The organism is Oleiphilus sp. HI0066, from assembly GCF_001635725.1.
Map to the genome: position 1 here is coordinate 23828 of NZ_LWFH01001034.1, position 12719 is coordinate 36546.

Annotated in this window: 12 protein-coding genes and 1 pseudogene; 3 read left to right on the forward strand and 10 right to left on the reverse strand. The window is 42.7% G+C overall.

Features of this window, described 5'->3' with window-relative positions; genetic code table 11:
• Positions 1–14: 14 nt before the first annotated feature.
• From A3738_RS12590 to A3738_RS12605, 4 genes are all read right to left on the reverse strand, one after another.
• On the reverse strand, positions 15–1865 hold the full coding sequence (locus tag A3738_RS12590; RefSeq protein WP_068479531.1) for a hypothetical protein: 1851 nt from the start codon (positions 1863–1865) through the stop codon (positions 15–17).
• Positions 1862–3733 carry a hypothetical protein gene (locus tag A3738_RS12595; RefSeq protein ID WP_068479534.1) on the reverse strand — a complete coding sequence of 624 codons (1872 nt, stop codon included), beginning with the start codon at positions 3731–3733 and terminating at the stop codon, positions 1862–1864. The genes A3738_RS12590 and A3738_RS12595 overlap by 4 nt, the downstream gene beginning before the upstream one ends.
• A 115-nt stretch (positions 3734–3848) precedes the next feature.
• A complete protein-coding gene (locus A3738_RS12600; RefSeq protein WP_068479535.1) occupies positions 3849–4676 on the reverse strand; it encodes a patatin-like phospholipase family protein in 828 nt (275 codons plus the stop codon).
• A gap of 27 nt (positions 4677–4703) precedes the next feature.
• A complete protein-coding gene (locus A3738_RS12605) occupies positions 4704–5600 on the reverse strand; it encodes a LysR family transcriptional regulator (RefSeq protein WP_068479537.1) in 897 nt (298 codons plus the stop codon).
• A 97-nt stretch (positions 5601–5697) separates the two neighbouring features.
• On the opposite strand from A3738_RS12605, the gene A3738_RS12610 reads away from it, so the two are divergent.
• Positions 5698–6471: a ferredoxin--NADP reductase gene (locus A3738_RS12610; protein ID WP_369819801.1), complete on the forward strand. Its 774-nt coding sequence runs from the start codon at positions 5698–5700 to the stop codon at positions 6469–6471.
• Between the two features lie 52 nt (positions 6472–6523).
• Here the strand turns inward: A3738_RS12610 and A3738_RS12615 are convergent, their stop codons facing one another.
• The 4 genes from A3738_RS12615 to A3738_RS12630 form a co-directional block, all read right to left on the reverse strand.
• Positions 6524–6844: a PilZ domain-containing protein gene (locus A3738_RS12615; RefSeq protein ID WP_068479541.1), complete on the reverse strand. Its 321-nt coding sequence runs from the start codon at positions 6842–6844 to the stop codon at positions 6524–6526.
• A 161-nt stretch (positions 6845–7005) separates the two neighbouring features.
• Positions 7006–7677, reverse strand: a complete 672-nt coding sequence (locus tag A3738_RS12620; RefSeq protein ID WP_068479543.1) for a TIGR04211 family SH3 domain-containing protein — start codon at positions 7675–7677, stop codon at positions 7006–7008.
• Between the two features lie 24 nt (positions 7678–7701).
• Positions 7702–8001: a YciI family protein gene (locus A3738_RS12625; RefSeq protein WP_068479545.1), complete on the reverse strand. Its 300-nt coding sequence runs from the start codon at positions 7999–8001 to the stop codon at positions 7702–7704.
• 6 nt (positions 8002–8007) lie between these two features.
• Positions 8008–8706 (reverse strand): VC0807 family protein, encoded by a 699-nt coding sequence (locus tag A3738_RS12630; protein ID WP_068474722.1) that lies wholly within the window; start codon positions 8704–8706, stop codon positions 8008–8010.
• Positions 8707–8799: 93 nt separating this feature from the next.
• On the opposite strand from A3738_RS12630, the gene A3738_RS12635 reads away from it, so the two are divergent.
• Together A3738_RS12635 and A3738_RS12640 are read left to right on the forward strand one after the other, a co-directional pair.
• Positions 8800–9636, forward strand: a complete 837-nt coding sequence (locus A3738_RS12635; protein WP_255375023.1) for a PHP domain-containing protein — start codon at positions 8800–8802, stop codon at positions 9634–9636.
• A complete protein-coding gene (locus A3738_RS12640) occupies positions 9633–11297 on the forward strand; it encodes a fused response regulator/phosphatase (RefSeq protein WP_197473837.1) in 1665 nt (554 codons plus the stop codon). The genes A3738_RS12635 and A3738_RS12640 overlap by 4 nt, the downstream gene beginning before the upstream one ends.
• A gap of 6 nt (positions 11298–11303) precedes the next feature.
• On the opposite strand, the gene A3738_RS12645 is transcribed toward A3738_RS12640, so the two are convergent.
• Both A3738_RS12645 and A3738_RS31095 read right to left on the reverse strand, forming a co-directional pair.
• Positions 11304–11852: a YecA family protein gene (locus tag A3738_RS12645; protein WP_068502308.1), complete on the reverse strand. Its 549-nt coding sequence runs from the start codon at positions 11850–11852 to the stop codon at positions 11304–11306.
• A gap of 74 nt (positions 11853–11926) precedes the next feature.
• Positions 11927–12719: pseudogene (locus tag A3738_RS31095) on the reverse strand (hypothetical protein); the annotation flags it as partial.

A 12719-nucleotide genomic window follows, 5' to 3' on the forward strand; every position in this document is an offset into this window, starting at 1 on the left:
GTTGACTTCAGGCTCTAGGGTTCTATGAAAGGGAGCCAATCAGAGCTTGCTGGCGTGGTCGAGAGTGAAACGCTCCATTGCTCATCGCTTGGATTAAAGTAATATCCATACACCGGCGCACCTTCTTCAAAGGTTTTGGTTGCCCAGATCATGCCAAAGCGTTCGTTAATGATAGCTGCATCAATCACTTTAGCTATTTCGTATTCTAATTCTAAAGCGCCTTTTAATTCTCCCTGCCCGGTGCTTTCCATAGCGTCATATTTATAAATGCTCGCACTTCGCAAAATGCCGCCGGCGGTATTGCTAGAGTGCAGCAGATGCATTTCAGTTGTATCGGTTAGGTAGTTTTTGATCGGTAGCCATGCACTGTCGTGGATTTCAGGTGAGGCAGTACCACTTGATTGTGTTCGAGCTATCCGTTGGTCTACCATCGAATCTAGCTGGTGGTAATCAAAAATATCTTGATTATCGAACGTCTGTAACGACTCGGTTTGACCTACGATATTGGTCAAACCGCCACTTCCCGTATTGATAAGAAGAAAAGACACTTTACTTGCGTTGGTCTCAAGTAATAGTGCATCAGCATCAGATTTAACTAGCGCTCTCTCCTCAACGTTCGCTAGTGTGCGAATAAGAGTGACAGTTCCATCCGTCGCAATTTGCTTAAGATCATTTCCATCTAGCACTAAAATTGTTTCATTGCTTAAGATATTAAGTTTTGAAATGTCTGCGTCGGCCGGATTTGTCCACGTATAAATTGGGTTTGCTAATGCATTAATACGAGCACTGCCTTGTATCTTGTCAAACATAATGGACTGGCTAAGTCGTACCAACTTGTCACCATGTAAGATGACAAAATCATCACTGCCGTTTGGGTAAGGATTTAGAACTTGAAAATCCGCGTTCAGCGATATGTTATTGGTGCTCGTATGCTCCCAAAGTTGGAAGGTGTTTGTGTTGTCTGAATCAATTGGTTGTTGCAGGTCGTAAGCGAGCGTTGATGGTGATGTTAAAACTGAATCGCTCTCGCTGTAGTTTAAAAGTGCATAGCCAATGCTCGGGATGTTTACGATTAAATCGCTTTGATAAAACAGGCTTTCTGGCGCAGTCTCACGTGTCGCTTGATAAATTGAATAGGAGATGTTTTGCAGTTCAAATTCTACTTTTGTCGCATCTGGGTCTGAGCTGTCGGGATCTGGAACTTCTACCTCTACAGGCTGCTGAACCCTGTATTGATTATCTTCATTTGGCGAAATATTAAAACGGAAATAATTTACTTGCGCTAAGTCTGAACAGTCTGTGTCGGCTGTAGATGCTAAGAGCTTTAGCTCTTGCTTTGGCTCGAACTTATCTTGTCTCAAAGCATCATTGTCGAGTATCTGGTTGGCCAGCAGTTGGCAAAATATGCGATCTCCAATGATATTTGTATTTGATTCTAGGTCGAATATGACTTGCTCTCTTCGAGAGGCTAGGTCGAGAAAATATAGTTTACTTGTTTCGCTTGGATCCAAATAGCTTATGAATTCAGGACTTGCGCCTCTATCGGATGGGAAATCTTCGTTATCGCGATCGCCAGATAAATCTATATCTAAGAGTAAAATTTGGTTTTTATTACTAACCAAATTTGTGAGTTCGGGTACTGTTCTTGGTGTTGGTAGAAGTGCGTTAGTGACCTCAATAACTGTTATGTCATTCGAGTCAATATTAAAAGCCTCTATTGGTTCCACGTAGTCTGGCGTTATGGTCGTGTCTATGGTGTCAGAGTCACTTATTAGTCCGAGTTCACCACAGCCAACTAGGCTCAACAATATTGCAGCCAGTAATACAAGTTTATTCAAGGCGAATAAAAAATTAGATCGAATCATAAGTTAATGGATGTCTTATTTTTTTGCTCGGTGACGGTCGCGAAATTTAAAGTGATCGGGTTACCGGTTGTAACGGTTCTGACCAAGCTTAATGTTTGAATTCGGTTTTCTTCCTCATCTTTAGTTTGCTTGGGTTCAAAGAAATAGCCTTCAGTTCCTAAGCGAGTATCAACTTGGAAACCACCAAAATCGTTGTTTAGAGTGAAGTTGGCGCCATAAATCTTATTTGATACGGAGCTTACATCCCCTTTGATCTGACCTAGAATCACATCTGTTGTAGAGATGACGCGTTCTTCATCATCTTCATCCAGTTCTTCGAAATTAAAAATTCCATCTATCTGGTTTCCATCATATTTCGCCACATAGGGATCAATCAGATATTCATCTGAACTGTCTTCGTCAGAAACAAATATCAATAAGTCGGCTTCGCCAATGGGGTTATTCAAAAAGCCAAGTTTAGCGCCTTCGATAACTCTAACTATCCGACTAGACTCAAATTCCGCGGTGACCCACGTGTTTGTAGAAATGTTTTCAGCAAGTATGTTTGTGGGGGCTAAGGCGTTGATATAAATACGAGATTCATGGGTCGTTAAATCAATATCCGAAGCGCTATTCACTGCGAAGATTGTTTCTGCTCTCGAGTCGTTAGAGAAAATCAACAAAGATTGATAAGAAGCAAATTCTTCTATTGTTACGATATCTCCAGTATCTAAAGCAGCAAAAGTTAACGCGATTAGGCCTGTTTGTTTTGTATAGAGTTCTTCATCATTGCCAGAGTCAAACTGATATCGATAGAGAGTGTCATCGCCTTCATATGCAATAAAACCATCCGTTAAGGCATGGTTTGGGACGGAACCTTGGTTTGCATTATCAAATGTTGAGCGTGCAAGTGATAAATACGCTTTGATTGCATTTTCACTAGCCACAATATCTTCTGAGTTAATAAGAGTATTGAGCGTGGCAAGACTTAACTCATGAAGAGTTGTATAACTAGCTTGGAGGATTTGGCTATTGTCATATTCTTTTTGGTTTCGGAATATAACTAAGCGGTCATCACCTGCACTTACAACATATGGTGGGGGAGTTTCTTCGTCGCTTGCCGGCTTATTTTCTGACTTATACTCAAATGGAAAATCGAACAATGTAGGTCCATTCCAAACCCTACCGCTCAATGCTTCTGTTTCAGCGTTGTGTGATACCCATATCGAGCGACCTGTTTGCTGCTCACCATCATCATCGTTGTAAATAAAATTTGGATCAATCAGAAATGCTCCAAAGACTTCTGAGCTACTGACGTTAAAACTTTCATTAAGGATGTTCGAACGAGATATATCAAAGTCTATGTAGTGATATCGATTTGTAGCAAATGAGCAGTCAGAGCCATTTTTAAGCGCGACATATACTGCTGTATCATCGATTGTCTTCAGGTAGTAGTCACTATCTGAATCAAATACTGAAAATGCAGGTCTTTTGGCTGCGTATACGCCGCACACGTCATCGATAAATTCTTTGAGGTCGTATGAACGACGGTTTGCTGTTTTCGAATAATTAAGCAACTTAATCATTTTTCCGTCAACGTAGGCTGCGAATTCGTAGCCAGGAGCATCTTCGTCAGTATCGAGCACCACGACGGAGTTTGGTTCTGCATTGAATGTGGCTAGTTCGTTGATGCGACCACTTTCGGGATTGAATTGGAATGCTTTACCGACATCTTGACCTGATTCATTTTCTGTACTGAAAAATACATTGATGCTCTGCACTTCGTCTTCCTCGCGAGCGACGGGTGGAGTTTCACTACACGCACTCAGTGCGAGAAAGGCAACCAAACAAATGATCAGATGAGTGCTTCGCAGTACGCTAAAACTCATGGGCACAACATTCCTTTGAGAAAAGTAATTTAACCCAGCTAGTATATAGAGCTAGGATTTTGAAGCGAAATCAAAGGCAAACGATTGGGATAAGGGTCACACAAGTAACGTGGTCTTAGCCTAATAGTTGCTTAAGATAATGTTTGGCATCGCTTTTACCTTGTTCGAAAGTAGAGTGGACCTTCTTTGGTGATGTGTAATCCCAGCTTTCTACCTCTACTTTTTGAAGAGGGCAGAGATATGTGATTTTTTCTGTATTCGGTAGGTCTTTATAGGGACGCGACAGTAATACAAGAGTTTTGCTTTGATTCGTATCGACGCCATGAACCGGCACGTTATCCACCATCCCACCATCAAGAACGTGTGTATTATTGTGTCGCATAATTGGTGTGAAAGGCGGAGTGCATGAGGAGCTAAGAATAAGGTCGGCGAGCTCGTCAATAGTCTTTGCCTGATTGGCGACAACAAATCGAGAGCGAAACCCTAACTTTCTACCCCATTGGGGATGAACTCTGTGGTGAATCTTTTTTTCAAGCTGGTAGCTAGCAAGGCCAACTAGAACCCCAGAACGAGGTCCAAGCCAGGCAGGTAGCTCGGCTAAGAGTACTTTGTTTTTTGTGGCGTTTTGAAGTGTAACGAGGCTTGGCTTATCTAGAGCTTTATGGATGATCTTTCGGTATAACTCTGAGTGCGGATGTATGTTTTTTCCTTGAAGCGCGTGTGACCAATATCTGTTTTTACTATTTTGTGCTTGCACTTCCATTGTCGCATTGAGTGTTTCGTCAAGTCTATTAGCCAGAATGGCACAAGATATCGCTGAGCCGGCACTAACAGAAGCAATCTTTGTCGGGGCGAGATCGATGTGTTTTGCAAGCTCTTGCCATAGCCCTGCTTGCCAGAAACATCTGTTTCCCCCTCCAGCAAAAACAATATTTTGATACATCTCTGTCCTATTTCCATGGATGTTAAGCTAGCGTACTTGTAGTGAGTTTTTGTCTCTACACAAGGTAAGCCAGTCGCTCATGGTGTTGTTGATAAATTTGTCTTTATGATGAATGAGATAAAGTGATCGAAGAAAGTCGCGTTCGGGGACACTTAATTCAATTAGTGTGCCCCGATTAAAGGCGTCTTGCAACGTGATGCGCGAAAGGCAGCCCAAGCCTATATTGCATTCAACGGCCCGTTTGATGGCTTCGGTATGCTCCAGTTCCATGGATATCTTTAGTGAGCTTAGTAATCCATGCATGGCATGATCGAAGGCCTGGCGAGTTCCTGATCCGCTTTCTCTCAGTACCCAGTTTGAATTCAATAGTTCATCATCATTTAGAGATTTACGTTTTGCTAAAGGGTGTGAAGGCGAACAAAACACAACCAGTTCGTCAGTCAACCAAGTTTCTACGATCAAACTATTGTTGTTGATTTCGCCTTCGATAAGTCCGATGTCCAATTCATAATTTAGAACACGATCCGCGATTTCGGTTGTATTCGCGACATTGAGAGTAACGCTTGCATCAGGATGTGATTGTTTAAATTCGGAGATCATATTCACTGCTAGATAATTGCCGATGGTTAGCGTTGCTCCAATATTCAGTGAAACATCACTTACATGCTGGGCGAATGATGACTCTAGAATTTGAGCACGTTCTAGTAAGTTATTTGTTTCTTGTTGGAGAGCTTTACCCAAAGCATTTAGTTGTAAGGATTTTCCAATTCGATCAAATAGTTTTACGTCGAACTGGTGCTCCAGGTTTTTTAACGATTCACTGACGGCAGACTGAGACATCGCTAAATGTTCTGAAGCTACGCTGACATTTTCATAGTGTGCTATCGCGACAAATACTTCGAGTTGTTTCAATGTAAAACGCATATCGACAAATCCGAATAAACTTATTTATATATCCTGTTTTACAGATATGTTAGTGGCTTTTAAACTTCTCATCAAGATTTACGAAAGTGCGGAGAAGATTATGGGTTTCATGACCGAAAAAGTTACAAGCGTTAAACATTGGAACGATACCTTGTTTAGTTTTAAAACGAGTCGTGATCCGTCGTTTCGTTTTAAAAATGGGCATTTCATAATGATTGGCTTGCCACATGAGGGGAAGCCTCTAATGCGCGCTTATAGTATTGCGAGTGCGAACTATGAAGAAGAGCTCGAGTTTTTCAGTATTAAAGTTCCTGATGGGCCTCTTACATCTAAGCTTCAAAAAATCAAAGAAGGAGATGAGATTCTTCTTAGCAGAAAACCAACTGGTACTTTGATTCTCGATAATCTCTTGCCCGGGAAAAACCTATATTTGATTAGCACAGGTACTGGGTTAGCTCCGTTTATGAGCATCATCCGTGACCCTGAAACCTACGCTGCGTATGATAATGTGATTCTAACGCATGGTACGCGGTTTGTTTCTGAATTGGCTTATCAAGATGAAATTCTCAACGACTTGCCAAACAACGAGTACTTTGGCGACGAGGTCAAAGAGAAACTAATCTATTACCCAACAGTTACTCGCGATGAATTCAAAACTCAAGGAAGAATTACCGATGCGATGCGTAACGGAAAATTAGCCTCAGATATCGGTTTGCCACCCTTAGATCTTGAAAATGATCGTTTCATGATTTGTGGTAGCCCAAGCATGTTAAAAGAGACATGTGAAATCCTTGATGAGATGGGGTTTGAGGAAGCTAAGCAGGGTAATTTAGGACACTACGTTATTGAACGAGCGTTTGTAGAGAGTTAGTTTTCACTAAACAAAAAAGGCGTGCTCAGCACGCCTTTTTTGTTTGTACTCATTAGTTGAATTCAACAATTTCGGCTCCAACTACGTATCCCTCTGGTCCGTTTGGAGCGCATCGAATGACGCGCAAAGTCGCTGTTAGATCTGCTGTTTGTTCGGTGCCAGATTTGATCGTGGTGCGAAAAATAGCATCTTTATCAAGTGGTTCTTTCAGCCTAAACATCAGACCAGCTCCACTTAAGTTTAAGCACATAGCTGGGTATGTTTTGTTTGAGTCGAGCATGTGAATCTCAATGTCAGTGTTTAATGCCATTCTCCGAAAATTGCGTTTTTCAGAATAATTGCGTTGTACATTGGTCATAGCGACATGTGCCATAGCGACTTGATCCTGTTATTTTCTTTTATATCTAGCAGATAGATAAAGAATAATCCAAGAATCGGATAAGTTTTGATCAAGAGGGAGGCGTGACGGTGAGACTGTCTACTAGGTCTCACCGTGCTACGAAGTTTTACAAATGAAGGGGAATGTTGAGTTGCTTAAGCCCAGCTATCGTTCTTTTTGCTTGGTTTAAGTAGCGGGACGATGAGCGCAAGAATGACACCTAGTAGAACAAGTGCGCCTCCGATTAGCATCATATTGGATTCCGACTTGTCTTTTAATCGAGCATTCTCAACCTCGAGTAGTTCGAGTTGATTGCGTAACTCTTCATTGCTCTCACGCAGCTCTCGGTTGCTGCGGTCTAGGTTAAGAGCATCCGCTGATACGGATTTAACACGCGCTAACTCAGTGTTGTTAGCGTTTAGTGTTTTACTCGTTTGTGCATGATCTTTCTCAAGTGCATTGAAGTTACCTTGCAAGGCGTTGAGTTTTGTATTCAGATCTTTATTGCTAGTACGCAATTGATTTAATTCTTTTTCTGCTTTGGCCAATTTCGCTTTCGCGATAGGTTCTGCAGATAGGTAGCGTGTTGGCAAATAACCCTCTGTTCCGCCTTTTGTGCGTACAAAGGAGTACCCTGTTTCTTTGTTTTGTTCGATGATTTCAATGGCTGTGCCGCTTGGAAGTCCTTTGTGTACGATGCGGAATCCTGTGCCTTCACCACTTCTGAGTGGAACGAGTAATGTGTCATCGATATACATCGTGCTGGCGTGAACAGAAGCGCTCAGGCTAAAGCTTAGAATAATTGCGATGATAGAAGCGAATTTCATGGCTAATTTTGTCCTACAAATTAATTAAGGAAGTACTTTTTTAAATGGTTTTACGACGACGTTTGCGTAAACGCCTGCCGCAATATACGGATCATCGTCTGCCCAGCTTTGTGCTTCAGAAAGGGAGGCAAATTCTGCAACGACAAGGCTCCCTGTAAATCCTGCTGGTCCTGGGTCTTCAGAATCTAAAGCAGGGTGCGGTCCTGCGATCAGTAATCGGCCTTCATTTTTTAGTTGCTCAAGTCGTTCTATGTGAGCAGGGCGTGCTGATTTGCGTTTTTCTAAACTGTTTTCCACATCTGTAGAAATAATGGCGTAATACATAATATCTCAACTGTGCAATATGTCTTCTAGCGCGAGGCCGGTGAGTGATTTAATTTTTTTAAATAGATACATCATCGCGATAATCATAACGATTACGCAGGGGATCGTGATTACTGGATAGCTGAGTAAATTCATTGTGCCGAGTTGATCATTAAATTCAGCTGTTCCACTTGGGCTAGTAACAATTACCTTTGCCAGTACGTAGTTCAAGATTGCCGACAAAAGGAATGATGCGGCAAGTATATAGGTGGCGATTTTCAGAGCGTCCTCAAAAAGGCCTTGCGACTGGTTTTCTGCTAACGCAGCGTCTACTTTGTCGATCTGAAGTATTTTATCGTTATAGATAAATGTCTTAACCAGTGGGTAGGGCGTTTTTAACGAAATAATGGTGCCAATACCAATTATGAGAGGAATGGCTGCTTCTTTTATAGCGATATATTTGCTGTCGAGTTCAAGCAAACCGATGCTGCTTGTGAGCAATATGCTGATGAAACCAAGAGCTGGAATAAAACCGAATTTTTTCTCTTGAACGAATTGGTAGATGCCGTAGCCTAGCGGCAATGAAAGGCCAAGAATCAAACCATACACTGGTCCGAGTTGGTCTTCTGGGCTGAGGTATTTAAGAACGAGTGTAGGAAGAATTACACACAAAATAAGTTCTAGGTATATATTTCCAGAGTTTGCTTTCTGATTAGGTTGGGTCATTATTTTTCCAAAGATTTAAAGCAAAACAAGCAGTCGCCTTCAAAATTCAAAAAGGCGGCAAGATTATACGATGTTATAAACGAGAATATTAGTGTGAGGTTTTCAAATATTGACTTACATTGCCATAGTTTTATGTCTGATGGCAGTTTAAGTCCACGAGATGTTGTTGAACGCGCGCATGCGAATGGTGTTGAGTGTTTGTCGCTCACCGATCATGACACGATCGCGGGCCTAAATGAGGCTAATTCGGTTGCCGAAGAGTTAGGCATGAGTCTGGTGCCAGGAATCGAAATCTCTTGTCAGTGGAGTAAGTTCGGCGTGCATATATTGGCTTATAACTTCTCTTTAGATTGTCCTGTGATGACACAAGTGCAACGACATCAAACTGAGTTGAGAATTGCTCGAGCTCAAGAAATATCTGCTCGACTCGAGAAAAAAGGCCTACCGCCAACATTTGATAAAGCGAAAAGCTTGAGCCATGAGGGAATACCCGGAAGGCCTCATTTTGCCAAAGTGCTTATCGAAATTGGCGCCGTTGAGACAATGAATGAAGCATTTAAGCGTTACTTGGGTTCTGGTAAGGCAGGAGATGTGAAAAGTATTTGGCCGGATTTACAGACAGTGATGTCGTGGGTTAAAGAAGCTGGCGCAACAGGTGTTATCGCACATCCTCGTAAGTATGATTTTAGTTTAACTAGACTTCGTGAATTGATTGTTGAGTTTAGCGACTTGGGAGGGCAAGGAATGGAAGTTGTCGTATCTGGACAAAAACCAGGAGAGGTCGGAATGCTAGGCGATATGTGTCGTAGATTTGGTTTGTATGGTTCTGTTGGCAGTGATTTTCATTCGCCTGATTGGTCATGGGCAGAGTTAGGACGTATCCAGCCTTTACCCGAAACAGTTAAACCCGTATGGGAGCTCTGGTCTTGAAGATATTGATCGTCGACGATCAGGAAATTTGCCGTATCGTTCTAAAGGTCGCGTTAAAAGACATTGGTAATGAATGCATTGAAGCAGAGAATGGCGAGCAAGCAATCGCTTTATTCAAGGAGCATTCTCCAGATCTTGTTCTGCTTGATGTAGTGATGCCTGTTATGGACGGATTCGCCACGGCACCAGTGATTAAAGAATTAGCGGGTAAAAATCACACTCCTATTATTTTTCTTACCTCTAACAACGCTAAAGATGCCCTAAAAGAATGTTTGGCATGCGGTGGGGACGACTTTCTTCAAAAGCCTGTTGATACCTCAATATTGGTGTCAAAAATCAAGGCGCATATGCGTACCAAGAGTTTAATGAACGAGCTTCAAGACAAGACTAAAGAGCTTGAAGTTTTGCATGAAACCTTGCGTCAGGAACATGAAACCGGACAGCATGTTTTGTCGCACTCTCTATCGCGGAACCTAAGCGATTGTAAAAATGTTCGCTCATATATCGCATCTCAATCCACGTTCAATGGCGACATATGTCTGTTTGCGCGAAAACCGTTTGGAGGTTTGTACATATTTTTGGGTGATCTTACTGGTCACGGTTTAGCCGCCGCAATTGGCACGATTCCATTGTCTCAAGTATTTTTTACGATGACGCGAAAAGGTAAGCCGGCGGCTTCTATCGTTAGGGAGATGAATCGTTCTTTGAGAAACTTTGTGCCGCGATCAATGTTTTGCGCTGCGGGCTTTATTGAGCTGGATGCTAGTGGTGAAAGGGCAAGGGTATGGTTGGGTGGTTTGCCTGCTTGTTATCATGTTAATGCCTATGAAGGAAAATGTAATGAAGTGCTTTCTAAACATCTGCCTTTAGGGATTCTTGAGAATGAAGCGTTTAATGCCAGTATGGATGATATTGATTTCCACCAGGGAGATTCTCTTCTTCTAATGACTGATGGAATTCCAGAGTCGACAAACAGCACTGATGAAATGTTTGGGATGGATCGTGTAGCTCAGTGTGTTTCAAGAGAGCAAACGGACGTGTTCGAGGAGATGTTGAGTCAATACCACAGCTTTGTTGAGGATGCACCTCAGCAAGATGATGTATCTTTACTAGAGGTGATGGCATATAAGCCGGAAGCTGATGATATTCTTATGAACGACGTTTCGATGTTTCCCTGGAAAACCTCGCTCATGTTCAATGAGGAATTCTTGCGTAAAGATCTAAATATTGCGTCTGAGGTGTTTTATTTGCTTCCGGATCGACCTGAATTTGCGGTTCATCAGGAAACAATTGCAACTGTCCTGACGGAGTTATTCTGTAATGCCTTGGATCATGGCATTTTGCAGTTATGCTCTTCTCTGAAACAAGATGCAGAAGGTTTTGAAAATTATTATTTGATGCGTGCAGAGCGCTTGACAGCATTAAGCGAAGCGAGCATTGAAATAAAACTTGAGTACGGTCTTGATGAACCAAGAGTTCTCGATATTGAGATTATCGATTCAGGCGCTGGATTTGATATTTCCGGCATCACAGAAAGGCCTTTCGATGATCATGCTCCTAGTTTTCACGGGAGAGGTTTGAAGTTGGTTGAATCGCTCTGCCGCAAAGTGCGCTTCAACGATAAGGGGAATAGTGTGCGAGCCTCAATTCGACTCGCATAAATGGTCTTAAGCTTTGCTGTGATAGAACAAAAATACGTCGGTTAGTTGTTCAGCAATGATCGTTTCAAACTGTTGCATTAACTTCTTATTGTTGATGATTGGAGCAAAGTCTTCATTATCAAATAAACCAGATAAGGCCATATACGGAAGTAACAATTCGGCGCTTATTTCTTCGTTCTGATTAAACCAATCTGACTCGTTATTTAAAATTCCCTCAACAAAACCCGCGCACCAGCTTATCAACGCATCATCATAATGTTCGTCTTCATCTTCGAAAGGGAGAATAATTGACGAGCCTTCGGTAAGGCTTTCTATGAGTTCGCTTTGCATGACTGCAATGCAGCCCGCTAAGTGGTCTAACTCTTTCTCCATTCCGTTCAATGTTTGCTCTGCGAGGCAGATGTTGGTTATTTGCGGTATTGTTAATTCAACAGGACCAACAACAGTCGCGCTCACCAGGCCGTGCAAGCCAAAATAGTCAAGCGTGTCATCACTAAGAGACTTGTCAAACAATAACTCTTCTAGTTGGTCGACGGCAGATTCAGAAAGAGGCATAGATTTATATCCGTAAAATAAAAAGCCAGAAGCGCATTAAGCTAACTTCTGGCTTAAAGAAAGTCCAATAAAGCTTATTGGCCTTGCGTTTCACCTTCATTCACTGGTGCTGCTGAAGCCGCTGATGGCTGGCTTTCAGTAGCTTTCGCGCGTGGGTCGTTGTGTGCAAGTTTTGCTTCACCTCGCTGGCGACGGCGTGCTGGGCGCTGAGGCTTAAAGGTACTAGCGTTTGAGTTTGCAACGGCAACCGAAACATCAGGGCTTGATTTAGACTCTGCAGCTTCCGGCTTCGGCTCAGGCTTTTTCTCCACTAGAGCTTTTGCCGTTTCAGCTTTTTCTGCTGGTGCTTCAGATTGGGCTTTGGTTCCTGATGCTTGTTCGCCAGTGGCTTCTTTTTCTGAGCTTGGGCTACGACGACGGCGACGACGTTGCGGTGCCGGTTTTGTATCGTCTTCTTTCGCTTCAGTTTCAGCAGTCGTTACGGCCTCAGCTTGCGCAGATGGCTTTTCAGCTTTTTCTGCTTTTGTTTCGGCTTTAGGCGCTTCTTCTTTTGAAGTTTTGCTTACTGCGGTATCATTCGGTGTTGCACTTTCAGGCTCCGACGCTGCTTTTTCTGCTGGCTTTTCAGCGCTAGTTGCTTTTGCGTTAGCCGTTGCTTTTTCTGTCGAATCAGCAGTTGGCTGAGTGACTTTCTCAGCAGGCGCTGCTGTTTTGGCAACTGGTTCTGCTGCCGGAGCTTTTTCAGTAGCAGGCGTTTCAGTGCTTGCAGCTTCAGTTGCCGTCGTGTTTTCCGCTTTAGGTGCATTACGACGACGGTTGCGGCGACGATTGTTTGAGCGTGGCGCTTTCTCTTGCGTCGCGTTCGAG